Origin of the sequence: Microbacterium phyllosphaerae, assembly GCF_050628115.1 — a bacterium.
Classification (GTDB): Bacteria; Actinomycetota; Actinomycetes; order Actinomycetales; family Microbacteriaceae; genus Microbacterium; species Microbacterium phyllosphaerae_A.
In genome coordinates this window covers 598,586-615,672 of sequence record NZ_CP192502.1, presented here as the reverse complement: position 1 = coordinate 615,672, position 17,087 = coordinate 598,586, and the positions used below count along the sequence as shown (strand labels likewise).

Sequence of the window (17,087 nt, the reverse complement as noted above, 5' to 3'; positions counted from 1 at the left end):
CTACTGTCGACCATCGTCGACTCGGCTGGCCGTTCGTCCAGGAATAACCCTCGACTCTGGTGTGTAGACGGAAGCCCGGCGTAGCTTGAGCGGCGGTGCGGCAACGCGGTCGCACGAAGATCATCGGGAGAAGCACATGGGTCGAACACCCCTCCGGATGGCAGCTGCCACCACCCTGGCAACGCTGTTCATCGCATCGACGGCAACCGCAGGCTACGCAGGCACGGAGGAGGTGACGAACCCCACTCCGGTCGAAGGAACGCCTGGCCACTACATCGTGGTGCTCAAGTCCGACCCGCTCGCCAGCTACACCGGCGACGTCGAAGGACTCGAGGCGACCAAGCCCGCCGAGGGCGAGCAGCTCGAGACGCAGTCGCAGGACTCGCAGCGCTACGTGCAGCATCTCGAGACCGAGCAGCAGACGGTCGCCCAGGAGGCGGGCGTCACCCCGGAGATCAGCTACCAGGTCGTCCTCAACGGTTTCAGCGCCGAGCTCACGGGTGAGCAGGTCGACAAGCTGCGCGCGTCGAAGGACGTCTACGACGTCTACCCCGACTTCATCCGTCACCCCGACGCGCAGACGTCGACGGACTTCCTCGGCCTCGGTGACGACAAGAAGGGTCGCGGCGGAGTCTGGCAGCAGACCGGCGGAGTCGACAAAGCCGGAGAGGGCGTCGTCGTGGGTGTCATCGACACCGGCATCGCCCCGGAGCACCCCTCGTTCGAGGGCAAGAAGCTCAAGAAGCAGCCCAAGAACGACAAGCGTCACAAGGGCAGTCAGCCCTACACCGACGGCACCTTCGTCTACTTTGACAAGTCCGACGGCGGTCAGTTCCGCGGCACGATGGTCGAGGCTCAGGAATGGGACAAGGGCGACTACTCGTCGAAGCTCATCGGCGCCCAGTACTTCTACACCGGCGCGCAGGCAGCCGGCTTCGACTTCCAGTACGACTACCTCTCGCCACGTGACGGCGACGGCCACGGATCGCACACCGCGAGCACCGCGGCCGGCAACTTCGGCGTGAAGGCCTCGATCGAGGACGTCGACTTCGGCAAGATCTCCGGCGTCGCGCCCGGTGCCAAGGTCGCGGCGTACAAGGCCTGCTACGTCGGACCCGACGAGGCCGTCACGACCGACGACATCTGCGCGGGCAGCGACCTGATCGCCGCCATCGACCAGGCCGTCGCCGACGGCGTCGACGTGATCAACTACTCGATCGGCGGCGGAGCGGCATCGACCGTGCTCGCCCCCGAGGACATCGCGTTCTTCAACGCAGCGGCGGCGGGCGTTTTCGTCGCCACCAGTGCCGGCAACGACGGACCGGACTCCGTCACCGCCGACCACGCCTCCCCCTGGTACACCACGGTCGCGGCATCCACGATCCCGACCTGGGAGGGCACCGTGCAGTTCGACGGCTTCGCCCAGGCCGGCGCCTCGGTGAGCGTGCCGTTCGGCACCACTGTCTCGGGCCCCTCGATCTACGCGGGTGACGCGCCGGCTGCAGGCCAGACGGCCGCTGACGCGGCGCTGTGCCTTCCCGGCAGCATCGATCCCTCCAAGGTCACGGGTCACATCGTGGTCTGCGATCGCGGCGGCAACGCCCGCGCCGAGAAGTCGCAGGTCGTGAAGGATGCCGGTGGCATGGGCGTCGTGCTCGTGAACGTGCCCGGCGGTGCGGACTCGCTCGACAACGACTTCCACGCGGTGCCCACCGTGCACCTCTCGTCGGTGTATCGCGCCGCCGTGCTGGCCTACGTGCAGGGCGGCACCGACCGTCCGATCACGCTCGTGGGCGAGAACACCACCGGTGTCGTGACGCCGGTACCGCAGATCGCCGGATTCTCGAGCCGCGGCCCGATGCTGGCCGACGGCAGCGACATCATGAAGCCGGACATCGCAGCGCCCGGCGTGGCGATCCTCGCGGCGACGCAGAACGGGCCCGGAGAGGCGCCGACCTTCGGCATCCTGTCGGGAACGTCTATGGCCTCGCCGCACATCGCCGGTCTCGCCGCGCTCTACCTCGGTGAGCGCCCGAACGCGAAGCCCGCCGAGATCAAGTCCGCGATGATGACCACCGCGTACGACACGGTCAATGCCGACGGCTCTGCGAACACGGATCCGTTCCAGCAGGGTGCCGGCCAGGTCGATCCGAAGCGCTACTTCAACCCTGGCCTGCTCTACCTGAACGACGTGCCCGACTGGGTCGCGTTCCTCGAGGGCAAGGGCCTGGCCGACTTCCCCGGCGAGCCGATCGACGGCAGCGACCTGAACATCGCATCGTTCTCGATCGGATCGCTGGCGAGTGCGCAGACCGTCACCCGTACGGTCACCGCGACCGAGAAGGGCACGTTCACGGCATCCGTCGATCTGCCCGGCGTCAACGTGACGGTGCAGCCGTCGACGCTGAAGTTCGACAAGCCCGGCCAGACCGCGACCTACACGGTCACGTTCGACAACCAGAGCGCACCGGTCGAGACGTGGGCGACCGGATCGCTCACCTGGACGAGCAAGAAGAACACGGTGCGGTCGCCGATCGCGGTGTTCCCGGTCACGGCGGATGCTCCGGCCGAGGTCGAGGGCACGGGAGTCGACGGGTCGACCACGGTCGACATCACTCCCGGTGTCGACGGCGCTCTCGCTCTCGCGGTGTCGGGTCTGACGCCGTTCTCGCTGCTCGAGGACCCTGACGGCCGCGTCGTCGGCCACTCGGGTGACGAGGCATCGGGAGACGCGAACAAGGACGTGTCGTGGATCGTCGACGTGCCCGAGGGCACGACGCTCTCGCGCTTCGACCTCGACTCGTCCGATGACACCGGCAGCGACCTCGACCTCACGGTCTATCGGGTCGTGAGCGCCGACGACCTGCGCTACTACGAGCGCTGGCAGTCGGCGACGGGGTCGGCCGACGAGCAGGTCACCTTGGCTGCTCCGACGGCCGGGACGTATCTGGTCGTCGCCAACGTGTACTCGACGTCGGCGCCGATGACGTGGGACATGACCTACGCCAACGTGCAGCCCGAGGGCGAGGGCGCGCTGACCGCGAACCCGAATCCGCTCGACGCCGTCCGGGGCCAGGCCACGAGCTACGAGCTCGGCTGGACCGGCCTCACCGCAGGCACCCGCTACCTCGGACTCGTGCAGTACGGCGAGTCGGATGTGCGGACGATCGTCACGGTCGACGCGCAGTAGCAGTGATCGGTCGCGACGCCCCGTGCTCTTCGGAGTGCGGGGCGTCGCTCTGTGTCAGGAGTCGGATCAGATCCTGCGGCCGCGCGGCATCAGGCGCACGTCGGGCAGGGGAGGAGCGGGGATGCGCACGTCGTGACCCTCGACGACTCCGAACCGCGCAGAGGCCGCCTCCCACTCGGTGCGCGCTTCGACGATCTCCTCGTGCGTGCGGCCGGCGAAGTTCCACCACATGACGATCTCGTCGTCGAACGGCTCGCCGCCGACCAGGAAGAGCAGGGCGCCCTGCGTGCTGGCGACGTCGATCGCCTGCCTCGAATCACCGAGGTACAGCATGTCGTTCCGGGTCATCTCGTGTTCGGACAAGGAGATATCGCCCTCGACGAGCATGATCGCGTGCTCCCAGTGCTCCCGCAGAGGCAGTCGCACGCGGGAGCCGGCCGGGACCACGATCTCGGCGCCGACGATCGGGGTGTGCACGGTCGCAGGGGAGGCCGTGCCGGCGAACTCGCCGAGTACGACGGTGGCTGTGGCATCCGGGCCCTCGTGTGCGATCAGGGTCACCTGGGGGAGGTCGGTGTGCCGCTCGAAACCGCCGACCCCCTGACGTGCACCGTCGGGGAGCGCGACCCAGAACTGCAGGGCGTCGAGCGGGATCGGGTCGTCACCGATCGAGTACTCCGAGTGCGAGATGCCGTTGCCCGCGGTCATCAGGTTCAGCTGACCACGACGGAGGTCGGCATCGCTGCCGAGCGAATCCCGGTGGCGGATCTCGCCGACGAGCGGCCAGGTGACCGTCTGCAACCCGATGTGCGGGTGTGGCTCGACGCGCATCCTGGTGTCCGCCGGTCCGAACCTGTCGAGGAAGCACCACGCTCCGATCGTCGGCAGGTTGCGGTGCGGCAGCACACGCAGCACCTTCATGCCGCGGACGCCGCCGAGCGGAACCTCGCGCGGCTCGAGCACGATGCGGCGCTCTCCGATCATCGGCGCAGCTCCGTGGGCGTCGGCGGATCCGCTCGCGATCTCGGTCATCCGATTCTCCTTCGCTCAGGTGCGTCTGCGCACGGTCGCACGAGCGGACTCATAGGCTCAACGAATGAACGCTCGACGCTCTTCCATTATCCTGCTCGCCCTCAGTGCATCGGCCGTGCTGCTGTCGGGGTGCGCATCCGGCGGAGACGCAGGCTTCTGCGGCCCGCTGCTCGACGACACGCAGACGTCGGCCGCTGCATTCTCGCCGCTGATCCCCGGTATGAACTCCGAGGGCGACGTCACAGCGAGGCTCGCGCTCATGGAGAAGGTCGAGCCGACCGCCGAGCTGGTCGATGACCTCGAAGCGTGGAAGGGCTACCTGACGGTGGCGGCGGAGTCGATCACCGATGACCCGACGGCGATGATCACCGCGTACGACGACGACGTCAAGGCGTCGGGCGAGGCCCTCTTCGAGTACTACACCGGCACCTGCATGCAGTAGGCGCGGGCGAGGACGACCGGGCCCGGTCGTCAGGCCTCCGTCGGGGCATCGCCGGGCCTCTTCGGCCAACGGATCTCCGCGCCGGGGATCTCATGGCTCGTGAGGTACTTGGCGATGTACGGGCAGAGCGGCACGATCGCGTCGCCGGTTGCCGCGGCATCCGTCAGTGCCCGCTCGGCGAGGATGCTCGCGAGACCCTGACCCTGGAAGGCGGGGTCGAGCTCGGTGTGGATGAAGCGGATCGCCCCGGGCCGCAGCTGATACTCCGCGTAGCCCGCGAGCGCGCCATCCGTGCGGATCTCGTAGCGGGACTCGTCGTCGTTGCGGGTGACGGTGATATCGGTCATCGAGTGCTCCTTCGGGTGTCTGCGTCCAACCTACGCCCGCTGAGTTGTGGACGGGCGGGCCGAGGTCGGCGGGGGTCGTTACGCTGGAGGGATGCCGCAGACTCCCCGTGACCCGTACGAGGATCTGCCGTACGCAGACGAGCCGTGGGACGGCGCCGAGTGGGAGCCCTCGGAGCCGCCGGAGCCCATGGACTGGGTTCCGCAGGGCGCAGGGTACGAGCCGCCGCTCGATTGGGGCCCAGGCCCGGTGACGCCGGTGGGGCAGGCGAAGACCGCATCCGCTGCGCCGGCGCGACGCGCCGCGCCCAGCCGGTACGCGAGTGCGGGGGAGGCGCTGCACACGGTCTTCGGGTACGACGAGTTCCGCGGTGACCAGGCGGCGATCGTCGAGCACGTGATCGGCGGCGGCGATGCCGTCGTGCTCATGCCGACCGGTGGCGGCAAGAGCGTCACGTACCAGGTGCCTGCGCTCGTCCGCGAGGGCACGGGGCTCGTGGTCAGCCCGCTGATCGCACTCATGCACGACCAGGTCGACGCTCTGCGGGCCAACGGCGTCAGCGCGGCATATCTCAACTCGACGCAGTCGATCGACGAGCGCCGCGAGGTCGAGCGGGCATATGTCGCGGGGGAGCTCGATCTCATCTACGTCGCTCCCGAACGGCTGTCCTCGCCGCAGACGACGGCGCTGCTGCAGCGGGGCACCCTCAGCGTCATCGCGATCGACGAGGCGCACTGCGTGTCGCAGTGGGGCCATGACTTCCGTCCCGACTACCTCGCCCTCGGCGACCTCGGCGAGCGGTTCCCCGGTGTGCCGCGCATGGCGCTCACGGCGACCGCCACCCGGGCGACGCACAAGGAGCTCACCGAGCGGTTGCGCCTCGACGACGCGAAGCACTATGTCGCGAGCTTCGACCGCCCCAACATCCAGTACCGCATCGTGCCGAAGGTCGACCCGCGCAAGCAGCTCGTGGCCTTCATCCGTGCGCAGCCCGAGGGCTCGGTGGGCATCGTCTATGCGCTGAGCCGCAAGTCCGTCGAGCAGACGGCGACCTATCTCGCGGCGCAGGGCTTCGACGCCCTGCCGTACCACGCGGGTCTCCCCGCAGAGGTGCGCGCGAAGAACCAGTCTCGTTTCCTCCGTGAAGACGGCGTCGTGATGGTCGCGACGATCGCCTTCGGCATGGGCATCGACAAGCCCGACGTGCGGTTCGTCGCCCACATCGACCTGCCGAAGTCCGTCGAGGGGTACTACCAGGAGACAGGTCGTGCGGGTCGCGACGGAGAACCGTCGATCGCGTGGATGGCCTACGGTCTGGGCGACGTGGTGCAGCAGCGCCGCATGATCGATCAGAGCCCGGGCGACCGCACCTTCAAGATGCGCCTGGGGCAGCACCTCGACGCCATGCTCGCGCTGTGCGAGACGGTCGAATGCCGCAGGCAGAACCTGCTCGGCTACTTCGGGCAGGAGTCCCAGCCCTGCGGCAACTGCGACACCTGCCTGGAGACGCCCGAGACCTTCGACGGGCTCGTCCCCGCCCAGAAGCTGCTCTCGACGATCGTGCGGCTCAAGCGTGAGCGCAACCAGTCGTTCGGCGCCGGGCACCTGATCGACATCCTCCGGGGAGCCTCGACCGAGCGCATCCGGCAGCAGGGGCACGAGAAGGTCGCGACCTACGGCATCGGTGCCGACCTCTCGGATCAGGACTGGCGCAGCGTCGTCCGGCAGCTTCTCGCTCGCGGCATCATCGCGGCGCAGGGAGACTACGGCACGCTCGCCCCTGGCGAGCAGGCGGCCGGGGTGCTGAAGGGCGAGACGCCCGTGCCGCTGCGCAAAGACACGATCGGACGACCTGCATCCACCCCGCGGGCACGCAAGGCGAGCGCGGCGGATGCGCTGGACGCAGGCGACCGCGGTCTGTTCGAGGCGCTCCGCGCCTGGCGCGCCGAGACTGCTCGCGAAGAGGGCAAGCCCGCGTACATGGTCTTCGGCGACGCGACCCTGCGCGCGCTCGCCGAGCATCGTCCGGCGTCGCTCGCCGATCTCGACGGCATCACCGGCATCGGTGCGAAGAAGCGCGACGGTTACGGCGAGGGCGTGCTGGCGGTCATCGCCTCCGCCTGATCGCGCGCCACGTTCACACTCGAGGAAGCACGTCCTCGAGATGCGCGCGCAGATGCGCCGCGACGTCGACGGCATCGCGGTCGTAGAGCCACTGGTACTGCAGTCCGTCCCACAGCGCGAGGAGCCAGACGGCCTCGTGCTCGGGGTCACGGTGATCCGGCAGGTCCCCGTCGACCTGCGCGAGCCGGAACAGCTCGGCGAAGTGATCGATCACCCGGCGGAACCGCTCGGTGAAGTAGTCGTGGGCGGGGTGCCCGGCCGGCACGGCCTCGCACGAGAGCACCGCGTAGACCTCGATCAGACCGGGCTCGTCGAGGGCGTTCACGCGGGCACCCTCGTGGATCGCACGCAGCACGTCGGCTGCCCGCTCCGCCCGGTGCGCGTCCGTGCGCTCCTGGATCGACCTGTCGCGCTCCGAGAGCACGGCGCTGAGCAGCAGCTCCTTCGAGGCGTAGTGGTGGAGCAGCGTCGACTTCGACACCCCGACGGCCTCCGCGATGTCGCGCAGGCTCGTGTCGCCGTATCCGGCGCGGGAGAAGAGTCGCATCGCGTCCGCGAGGATCTGCGCTCGCCGCCGTCGGCCGACGGCGTACCCGGGGTCGGTCTCGGGTGCTCCCTCGACCGCCGTGCCGTCGAGCGCGGGCAAGGGGCTTGCCGCGTCGGCGGCCGGGGCAGGCTGATCGGGATCCCGCCATCCGGAGGGCATCGCCCAGAGCGATTCCCGCTCCTCGAGCATGTCGACGACATCCACGCGGTCGGGGAGGTACTGCGAGATCAGCTGCAGACCGTCCCATCCGGCCATGTGCCGCGTCGTCTCATCGGACACGTCGCGGTCGGAGTCGACCGAGCCGTGCAGTGCCGCGTCTTCGAGCACCTCTGCACTCAGCGATCGCAGTCGTGCGTACCGCGCCCGCATCCGATCGTGTGCCGGATGCTCGGGGGCCGAGGCCTCACCCGTGAGCGCGGCGAAGAGCTCGAGGTAGCCCGGTGTGCGGGCGTTGCGGCGCGCGACGTCGGCGAAGATCAGGCCACCCGGCTCGGATGCCGCGGCGATCAGGTCGAAGTCCTTCTCGTTGTCGTCCTCGAACCCGGCCACGACCTCGGCGAGCAGGTCGTCTTTCGACGCGAAGTGGCCGAGGAGCCCGGGGTGGCTGACCGAGGCTGCCGCCGCGATATCGCGCAGCGACGTCGACCGGTATCCGTTCGAGATGAAGAGCTCGCGGGCGGCGTCCACGATCCGCTGCCGGGTCTCGGCCGCGCGCGCCTGGCGTGACCCCCTCGTGGCTGCTGTCGTCATCCGCCCACCCTTCCCTCCCATTCTCTCTCATTACCAATCGGTCGATATTCACTTACCAAACGGTCGATATTCCGATATGGTCGAGATCACGTCAGGTCGTGGATGACCGGCGAACCTTGCCCGAAAGGACCCCCCCATGACAGAGCTGTCATCGGCCGCCACTGCGGCGGCCGTCGGAACGACCGGCTTCAAAGCTCCCGGCACCACGCCCCTCAAGACCCCGCGCGGCTACACCCCCGGACTCGCCGCCGTGAACTTCGGCGTCTATCTGGCGCTGCTCACCCCGGTGATGGTGTCGATGGCGTTCAAGATCCAGCGCCTCGACCCGGTGAACACCGAGGGCAGCCTCGGCCTCGTGATGGGTGTGGGCGCCGCCTTCGCCCTCATCGCGAACCCGCTCGTCGGCCGCCTCTCCGATCGCACCACATCCAAGTGGGGCATGCGGCGCCCGTGGATCCTCGGCGGGGCTGTCGTCGGTCTCGGCGGCTTCGTGATCATCGGCGCCGCGACCTCGGTGCTCGTCGTCCTGCTGGCCTGGTGCCTGGTGCAGGCGGCCATGAACGCGGTGCTCGCGGCCGCCAACGCGACCCTGCCCGACCAGGTGCCGGTCTCCAGTCGCGGCAAGGTGTCGGGCATCATCGGCATCACGACTCCCATCGGCATCCTCGCCGGAAGCTTCATCGTGAACTTCCTCCCCGGCGACTTCGAGCGCTTCGTCGTGCCTGGCGCGATCGCCCTGATCCTCGTCGTCGTGTTCGTGCTGACCCTCAAAGACCGTCGCCTCACCCAGAAGCCGGCGACCCCTTTCACGATCGGCACGTTCTTCGGCTCGTTCGTCTTCAACCCCCGCAAGCACCCCGACTTCGGCTGGACCTGGCTGACCAAGTTCTTCGTGATGTTCGGCTACGCCGGCATCGCCACCTTCCTTCCGCTCTACCTGGTCAACAAGTTCGCCCTCGACGAGCAGGCGGCGGTGGGCACGATCCTGATCGCAAACCTCGCCTCGATGGCCGCGATGGCCATCTCTGCGCCTCTCGGCGGATTCCTCTCCGACAAGATCGGCAAGCGCCGTCCGTTCGTCGCGATCGCCGGGCTGATCATGGTGGTCGGCCTCGTGATCCTCGCCGTCGCTCCCAGCATCGAGATCGTGATCGTCGCGCAGGCGATCATCGGGCTCGGAGCAGGGTCCTTCCTCTCCGTCGACCTCGCCCTCGCGACCGAGGTGCTGCCCAACCCGGATGACGTGGCGAAGGACCTCGGCGTGCTCAACATCGCCAACGCCCTTCCGCAGTCGATCGCCCCCGCGATCGCGCCGAGCATCATCGCCCTGGGGGCGGCGACACCGCTCGGCGGATACACCACCTGGTACCTGTTCGGTGCGCTCGTCGCACTCGCCGGCGCCGTCCTCGTCTATCGCATCAAGGGAGTCAAGTGACCATGACAGACGTGACCACCGCCCGACCCTGGCTCGACACGGCCCTCCCTGTCGACGATCGTGTGCAGCTGCTTCTCGACGAGATGAGCATCGAGGAGAAAGCGGGACTGTTCTTCCACACGATGATCGCGATCGGCGACCTCGATGAGGCCAACCCGGTCTTCGCGACCCCGAGTGCACGCGAGTTCGTGCACGTCAAGAACATGACGCACTTCAACCTGCTCGGTGCAGCTCCCACCGGACGCGAGATCGCCGCGTGGCAGAACGCCCTGCAGCGTCTCGCCGCAGACACCCGACTCGGCATCCCGGTGACACTGTCGACCGATCCGCGCCACTCGTTCAGTGAGAATCCGGGCGCATCGATCCTGGCGGGCCCCTTCTCCCAGTGGCCCGAGACGCTGGGCCTCGCCGCCACGCGCGACCCCGAGCTGGTCGAGCGCTTCGCAGATATCGCGCGTCAGGAATATACGGCTGTGGGTCTGCGCGTCGCGCTGCACCCGCAGGTCGATCTGGCCACCGAATCGCGCTGGGCCCGCCAGACCGTGACCTTCGGAGAGGACGCCGAGCTGTCGGGCATTCTCGGAGCGGCATATATCCGTGGATTCCAGGGCGAGGCCTTCGGCCCAGGGTCGGTCTCGACCATGACGAAGCACTTCCCCGGGGGCGGCCCGCAGAAGGACGGCGAAGATCCGCACTTCCCGTACGGTCGTGAGCAGGTGTATCCGGGTGGGCAGTTCGAGCTGCACCTCAAGCCCTTCGAGGATGCCCTCGCGGCGGGCACGCGGCAGATGATGCCGTACTACGGCATGCCCGTCGGCACCGAGTACGAGGAGGTCGGGTTCGGCTTCAACAGATCCGTCATCACCGGCCTGCTCCGTGAGCGCTACGGCTTCGACGGTCTGGTGTGCACCGACTGGGGGCTGATCAACGACGCCGAGATCTTCGGCCAGCCCTTCCCCGCCAGAGCATGGGGCGTCGAGGACCTGACTCCGCGCGAGCGGATGCTGAAGGTGCTCGATGCGGGCGCCGATCAGTTCGGCGGCGAGGACTGCCCCGAGCTGCTGCTCGGGCTGATCGCGGACGGCTCGGTGTCGGAGGAGCGTCTCGACGTCTCCGCCCGCCGCATCCTCCGTGAGAAGTTCGAGCTCGGACTCTTCGAGAACCCGTTCGTCGACGAGGATGCCGCTGACGAGGTCGTCGGACGCGCGGAGTTCCGTGCCGCCGGCGAAGCGGCTCAGCGTGCTTCGGTCACGGTGCTGACGAACGACGGATCGCTGCCCTTCTCCATGGGGCTCAAGCTCTACGTCGAGGGGATCGACGCCGAGGCCGCGTCGGCCTACGGCACGGTGGTCGCGACCCCCGCGGAGGCCGATCTCGCGATCATCCGGCTGCAGGCGCCGTTCGAGCAGCGCGAGACCATGTTCGAGAACTTCTTCCACGCGGGCTCGCTGGACTTCGCAGACGACGTGATCGCCCACGTGCGCGAGGTGGCGAGCGCAGTCCCGACCGTGGTCGACGTGCTGGCAGATCGCCCGCCGATCCTCCAGCCGATCACCGATGCGGCGGCGGCCGTCACGGTCAACTGGGGTGTCTCCGCGGCTGCCCTGCTCGATGTCCTGAGCGGCGTCGTGAGCGCGCGGGGCGCGCTGCCGTTCGACCTGCCGAGGTCTATGGCGGCCGTCGAGGCCTCGCGCCCCGATGTCCCGTTCGACACCGCCGATCCGCTCTTCCGGTTCGGGCACGGCCTCACGCTCTAACGACCCGAGCACGCACGCAAACGCCCCGCAGGCATCGACCTGCGGGGCGTTTCTGCGTGCTCTGACCGGTCGACGATTCGTCCTGCCGAACCGATGCCGAGAACCCACCTGTGGGATGGTTAGCGAGGCACGATGCGAAATGTCTCGGATAGTGACGAATCCGGAAAGAAGTCTGGACGTTGGCTGGACTTAACAATCTCGATCCCGCAATACTGTCTGGACATGCGCTCGGTCGACTCGTGTCGACGCCTGGGGAGGGCCTTGTGACGCGGAACATCTGCATCACGGGAGAGGCGAATGGAATTTCTGAGGGGGAAGACTCTGCGGCGACGCAGAGCCATCGGAGGGGGCATCGCCGGCGTGACCGCCGGGGCTGTGATCCTCGCAAGTGCACTGATACCGACGGCGGCCACTGCGGCACCCGGTGACGAGTCCGCGTCGAGTTCGCGATTCCTCAGCGGCAGCCTCCTGCTCGGTGGGGTCTCGCTCGACGACGTCGCCGAACTCGACGGTTCTGCCACGAGCAACAGCGGCGATCCGACTCCGGTCACCGAGACGAGCTCACTCGACCTCACGGCGCTGAACGCCCTCAATCTCGGAATCCCCGGTGGCCTCAGCGTTCCGCTCGGCGGATTCCTGCAGCTCGGTGCGGTGAACCAGTACTCGCAGTCGTCGGATGCCGGCGTCTCGCGCGCCGCGACCGGCGCGGTCAGCGATACCGGAGTCATCGACACCACGGGTGCCGGGGCATACCCCGCCAACGCGTCGCTGAACCTGCAGGGGCTGCTCGGCTCCGCAGTGACGTCAGCGGTCGCCGACCTCGACATCTCGCTCGACGCCATCAGCGCCGAGGTCGCCATCGACGGCACAGGTGCCGTCACGCGCGACTACAACGTCGCCGGCGGAAACCTCCAGCTGACGCTTCCCGCCATCGGCGGCCTGGTGAACACGCTCACCGGGACCGGGGGCGTCGCGTCGACCGTCGATGCCGCCGTCGCCACGCTCGCGGGCCCGAACGGTCTCCTCGCGCAGGCTCTCGCGGGACTCAACGCGGCGCTCGCTCCGATCCTCGGAGACAGCGGCGTCGACATCGCGATCACCACGAACGTCAACGCGGCGCTGAACACCGTGCTCGACACCCCGGTGGGTGACGGGGTGATCACCGTCAACCTGCGCACAGGTGCGGTCGAGGCCGACCTCGACGCGCTGCTCTCGGACACCACAGGTCACGGCCTCAACGGTCTCGCGGTGAACGAGGAGGTGCTGTCGGCCGACGTGCTGAACAATCTGATCACGCGCGTGGGCAACGTGCTCGAGACGGTGCCGGCGCTCGTCCAGACCACCCTCACCAACACGCTGAATGCCGCGACCCTGAACATCGACGTGGCCGTGTGTCTCGTCGGAACGGGGCCGACGTGTACGACGACCATCGTCGACATCGGCACGGGCCTGCAGGTCTCGGTTCCGAACCAGACGCTCGGCAGCGTCGTCAGCGGCACCGCGACGGCGACCATCTCGCTCAAGGTCGCGGGTCTTCCGATCACCATCCCGGTCGGAACTCTCCTGGGCGCTCTGACGACGCCGATCAACGCGACCCTGTTCGGACCGACCGGAGTGATCGCGACGGTCGTCCCGACGGTCACGACGGCGGTCACCACGATCATCACGGCCCTCGATCCTGTCGTCGGACTCCTCAACGGCGTCGTCTCGCTGCGCGGCAACGTGCAGCCGGACAGCGGCCCGATCTACAGCGAGGAGGCGTTCGTCCTCACGGTCGGCGACCTGCTCGGTGCAGGCGGAGTCGGAACCGTGGTCCTGGCGCACGCGCAGGCCGGCCCGAACGAGCTGGCTGCGGTCGTCCCGGCCGTCGACGCGGCGCCCACCGTGCAGGCGGGCACGAACCTTCCGGTGACCGGCTCCGGCTGGCCCGCGAACACCGATGTCGAGGTCGAGGTGACGACCGCCGGCGGCGCTGTCGTCAATGACCCGGTGACCGTCACGACGGATGGCTCCGGAGCCTTCACGGGCAGCGTGTTCATCCCCGCGGCGACGGTGCCGGGCGCCGGTTACATCGTGACGGCGACCGATGGCACGAGCACTGCCACCGACACCACCGAGGTCACCGCCGCGGCGGCGATCGACGCGGCACCCGCTGTGCAGGCGGGCACCGACCTCGGCATCTCCGGAACGAACTGGCCCGCGAACACGCAGGTCTCCGTGCAGCTCGCGGCTCCCGGTGGCGGCGCGAACATCGGTGGCCCCGAACTCGTGACGACCGACGGGTCCGGCTCGTTCACCCTCGACTACCCGGTGCCGGCAGGAACTCCTGCCGCGACCGGCTACACAGTCACCGCGACCGTGGGAATGCAGACGGCGACCGACACGACCGAGGTGACGGATGCTCCCGTCGCGACGATCGATGCGGCGGCTACGGTGCAGGCCGGCACGAACCTCGCGGTCTCGGGCACGACGTGGCCCGCGAACACCCTGGTCTCGGTGCAGCTGACCGCTCCCGGTGGCGGCGCGAACGTCGGCGGCCCTGAGACGGTGACGACCGATGGTGCAGGCGGGTTCACGCTGAGCTACCCGGTTCCCGCCTCGGCGGTTCCCGGCACCGCGTACACGGTCACGGCGACCGCAGGTGCGGTGACGGCGATCGACACGACCGAGGTGACCGCCGCTGCGGCAGTGGATGCTGCAGACACCGTGCAGGCGGGCACCAGCCTTCCGGTCACGGGCGCGAACTGGCCGGCGAACACCCAGGTCTCGGTGACTCTCACGCCCCCGGGCGGCGGGGTCCCCTTCGATCCTCAGACGGTGACGACGGACGGCACGGGTGGCTTCACGCTCGACTACCCGGTTCCCGCCGCGGCAGTCCCCGGCGCGGGGTACACGGTCACGGCGACTGCAGGCACCCAGACGGCGACCGACACGACCGAGGTGACGGCCGCTGCTGCGGTCGATGCCGCGGCGACAGTGCAGGCGGGCGCCAGCCTTCCTGTCACGGGAACCGGCTGGCCGGCGAACACGCAGGTCTCGGTGCAGCTGACCGCACCCGGTGGCGGCGCGAACGTCGGCGGTCCCGAGACGGTGACGACGGATGGCACCGGCGGCTTCACGCTGGACTACCCGGTTCCCGCCGGTGCGACACCCGGCACCGGGTACACCGTGACGGCGACGGTGGGCACGCAGACGGCAATCGACACGACCGCGGTCACGGCCGCGGCGACGGTGGATGCGGCGGCGACCGTCGAGGCGGGCACGGACCTTGCGGTCTCGGGCGCCGACTGGCCGGCTGACACCGAGGTCGTCATCCAGCTCACGGCACCGGGCGGCGCTGTGATCGGCACGCCGCAGACGGTGACGACGGGTGCGCTCGGCGGATTCGCGATCGACTATCCGGTGCCGGCAGGAACCCCCGCAGGCACGGGCTACACGGTCACGGCGAGCGTCGGAACCCAGACGGCGACGGACACGACCGAGGTCACGGCGGCTCCGGTCGTCGTGGATGCGGCCGCATCCGTTCCCGCAGGCGCCAACCTGGGCGTCACCGGAACGGGCTGGCCCGTGAACTCCTCGGTGTCGCTGCAGCTGACCGCTCCGGGTGGCGGCGCGAACGTCGGCGGTCCTGTGACCGCTACGACCGACGGGTTCGGTGCGTTCACGGTGAACTACCCGGTTCCCGTCGACACGGCTCCGGGCACGGGATACACGCTCACGGCCACGTCGGGAGCGTTCAGCGACACGGACACCACCGAGGTGACCGCGGGCGACCCCGGCGATGTCAACACGAACGCGGCGGCTTCGGCGTCTGCGTCGGCTGACGCGACCGCAGACGGCGACCCGTCGGCGCAGGCGGCGGCTGAGGCTGCGGCTCTCTCCGACGCGACGTCCACCGCCTCCGCGGCGGCGACGGCCGATGCGGAGTCTGCGGCTGAGGCCGCAGCGACGACCGACGCGTCGACCACCGCATCCACCGACGCCACCTCGACGGCCAACGCCTCTGCGGCTGTGGCCGCTCAGGCAGCGGCTCAGGCGGATGCCTCGGATGACGTGAACGCGGATGCCTCCACGGCGGCGGACTCGAACTCGGCGGCATCGTCGGAGTCGGCGGCGACGGCTGACTCGTCGACGGACGCCTCTTCCGAGGCGTCGGCCAACACGAACGCGGCGGCCTCGTCATCCGCATCTGCGAACGCCGATGCATCGACCGATGCGATCGCGGAGGCGGCGGCTCAGGCTGCGGCCTTCGCGGACGCCACGGCCGAGGGTTCGGCTGCGGCCGACCCGGCAGCCGAAGCGGCGGCGGAGTCGGCGGCGACGGCGACGTCGTCGACGGCTGCGACCGCGGACGCCACGTCCGAGGCGAACGCCGGTGCGGCGATCGCGGCTCAGGCGGCGGCGTTGGCCGACGCGTCGACCGACACCGCGGCTGAGGCCTCGGCGACGTCGGACGCGAGCACGAGTGCGGCATCGAATGCGAGCGCGGCGGCGATCGCCAGCGCATCGACCGATGCCTCCTCGGATGCGGTCGCCACGGCGGACGCAACGGCAGCGGCTGATCCGTCTGCTGAGGTCAACACCAACGCCTCGGCATCTGCGTCGGCCTCGGCTCAGGCCGATGACGACAGCAACGCCTCGGTCGAGGCTGCGGCTGTCGCTGCGGCACTCGCCGATGCGACGAGCACCGCCTCGGCCGCTGCGGATGTGACGGCGGATGCAGCGGCTTCGGCCGCCGCGACCGACGATGCCTCCACGGATGCCTCGACGACCGCCACCACGGATGCGAACGCCTCTGCGGCGACCGCGGCCCAGGCGGCTGCACAGACCGATGCGACCTCGACGAGCGCGGCTGACGCGTCGGCTTCGGCCGATGCCGACCCGAACGCGTCGGCGGCCGCGGCGGCCAACGCCTCGTCGTCCGCGACGGCCTCCGCGTCGGCTGCCGCCGACGCCTCGGCTGAGGCCACCGCTGAGGCCTCGGCCTCGGCGACGGCTGAGGCTTCGGCTTCTGCGGATGCAGCGGCGGATCCGACCGGCAAGATCGCCATCGCGATCAAGGTCCCGGTTCTCGAGCGCGGCGCCCAGCAGACCGCGGTCGGCACCGGGTTCGCGCCGGGTGAATCCGTCAGCGGTGTGATGACCTCCGCCCCGGTCGCGCTGGGGACTCAGGTCGCCGACGCCCAGGGCACGGTCACCTTCACCTGGACGGTCCCGTCCAGTACCGATCTCGGAACCCACACCGTGACCCTGACCGGGGCGAGCTCCGGCAGCGTGGCGGCGACATTCCAGGTCGTGGCCTCGGGCCTCGCCACCACCGGCGGGGAGATCCAGGGCGGATGGATCGCTCTGGCGGCCTTGCTGCTGATGCTCGGACTGGGGGCGACGCGGATCGCACGATCCCGTCGACCGATGGTCCAGGCGGAGTAGAACGCAGTGCACGAACGCTGAAAGGTCGGAGCCGT

General features: G+C 69.3%; 9 protein-coding genes. 6 read left to right on the top strand and 3 right to left on the bottom strand.

Annotated elements, in window-relative coordinates:
- Positions 1-157 precede the first annotated feature (157 nt).
- The gene (locus ACQ4LY_RS02700; RefSeq protein WP_431074448.1) at positions 158-3,190 is read left to right on the top strand and encodes a S8 family peptidase; all 3,033 of its coding nucleotides are present in this window, start codon (positions 158-160) and stop codon (positions 3,188-3,190) included.
- Between the two features lie 66 nt (positions 3,191-3,256).
- Here ACQ4LY_RS02700 and ACQ4LY_RS02695 read toward each other — a convergent pair whose 3' ends face one another.
- Positions 3,257-4,222 carry a pirin family protein gene (locus ACQ4LY_RS02695; RefSeq protein WP_431074447.1) on the bottom strand — a complete coding sequence of 322 codons (966 nt, stop codon included), beginning with the start codon at positions 4,220-4,222 and terminating at the stop codon, positions 3,257-3,259.
- Positions 4,223-4,286: 64 nt separating this feature from the next.
- On the opposite strand from ACQ4LY_RS02695, the gene ACQ4LY_RS02690 reads away from it, so the two are divergent.
- A complete protein-coding gene (locus tag ACQ4LY_RS02690; protein ID WP_431074446.1) occupies positions 4,287-4,664 on the top strand; it encodes a hypothetical protein in 378 nt (125 codons plus the stop codon).
- A gap of 29 nt (positions 4,665-4,693) precedes the next feature.
- On the opposite strand, the gene ACQ4LY_RS02685 is transcribed toward ACQ4LY_RS02690, so the two are convergent.
- Positions 4,694-5,011: a GNAT family N-acetyltransferase gene (locus ACQ4LY_RS02685; protein ID WP_431074445.1), complete on the bottom strand. Its 318-nt coding sequence runs from the start codon at positions 5,009-5,011 to the stop codon at positions 4,694-4,696.
- A gap of 91 nt (positions 5,012-5,102) precedes the next feature.
- Here ACQ4LY_RS02685 and recQ point away from each other — a divergent pair, with 91 nt between their 5' ends.
- Positions 5,103-7,133 carry a DNA helicase RecQ gene (gene recQ, locus ACQ4LY_RS02680; protein WP_431074444.1) on the top strand — a complete coding sequence of 677 codons (2,031 nt, stop codon included), beginning with the start codon at positions 5,103-5,105 and terminating at the stop codon, positions 7,131-7,133.
- A gap of 13 nt (positions 7,134-7,146) precedes the next feature.
- Here the strand turns inward: recQ and ACQ4LY_RS02675 are convergent, their stop codons facing one another.
- The gene (locus tag ACQ4LY_RS02675; RefSeq protein ID WP_431074443.1) at positions 7,147-8,430 is read right to left on the bottom strand and encodes a TetR/AcrR family transcriptional regulator; all 1,284 of its coding nucleotides are present in this window, start codon (positions 8,428-8,430) and stop codon (positions 7,147-7,149) included.
- 136 nt (positions 8,431-8,566) lie between these two features.
- Between ACQ4LY_RS02675 and ACQ4LY_RS02670 the strand changes: the two genes are divergently transcribed.
- From ACQ4LY_RS02670 to ACQ4LY_RS02660, 3 genes are all read left to right on the top strand, one after another.
- Complete coding sequence (locus ACQ4LY_RS02670; RefSeq protein WP_431074442.1) at positions 8,567-9,865, top strand: MFS transporter; 1,299 nt, start codon at positions 8,567-8,569, stop codon at positions 9,863-9,865.
- A 2-nt stretch (positions 9,866-9,867) separates the two neighbouring features.
- Complete coding sequence (locus ACQ4LY_RS02665; protein WP_431074441.1) at positions 9,868-11,622, top strand: glycoside hydrolase family 3 protein; 1,755 nt, start codon at positions 9,868-9,870, stop codon at positions 11,620-11,622.
- A 360-nt stretch (positions 11,623-11,982) separates the two neighbouring features.
- Positions 11,983-17,052, top strand: a complete 5,070-nt coding sequence (locus tag ACQ4LY_RS02660; RefSeq protein WP_431074440.1) for a choice-of-anchor G family protein — start codon at positions 11,983-11,985, stop codon at positions 17,050-17,052.
- Positions 17,053-17,087: the final 35 nt, after the last annotated feature.

What these genes read in the sequence shown, in the direction of transcription:
- ACQ4LY_RS02665 (WP_431074441.1), top strand. Translation starts at nt 9,868, where the DNA reads ATGACAGACGTGACCACCGCCCGACCCTGGCTCGACACGGCCCTCCCT.
- ACQ4LY_RS02675 (WP_431074443.1), bottom strand. Translation starts at nt 8,430, where the DNA reads ATGACGACAGCAGCCACGAGGGGGTCACGCCAGGCGCGCGCGGCCGAG.
- ACQ4LY_RS02700 (WP_431074448.1), top strand. Translation starts at nt 158, where the DNA reads ATGGCAGCTGCCACCACCCTGGCAACGCTGTTCATCGCATCGACGGCA.
- ACQ4LY_RS02695 (WP_431074447.1), bottom strand. Translation starts at nt 4,222, where the DNA reads ATGACCGAGATCGCGAGCGGATCCGCCGACGCCCACGGAGCTGCGCCG.
- ACQ4LY_RS02685 (WP_431074445.1), bottom strand. Translation starts at nt 5,011, where the DNA reads ATGACCGATATCACCGTCACCCGCAACGACGACGAGTCCCGCTACGAG.
- ACQ4LY_RS02690 (WP_431074446.1), top strand. Translation starts at nt 4,287, where the DNA reads ATGAACGCTCGACGCTCTTCCATTATCCTGCTCGCCCTCAGTGCATCG.
- recQ (WP_431074444.1), top strand. Translation starts at nt 5,103, where the DNA reads ATGCCGCAGACTCCCCGTGACCCGTACGAGGATCTGCCGTACGCAGAC.
- ACQ4LY_RS02670 (WP_431074442.1), top strand. Translation starts at nt 8,567, where the DNA reads ATGACAGAGCTGTCATCGGCCGCCACTGCGGCGGCCGTCGGAACGACC.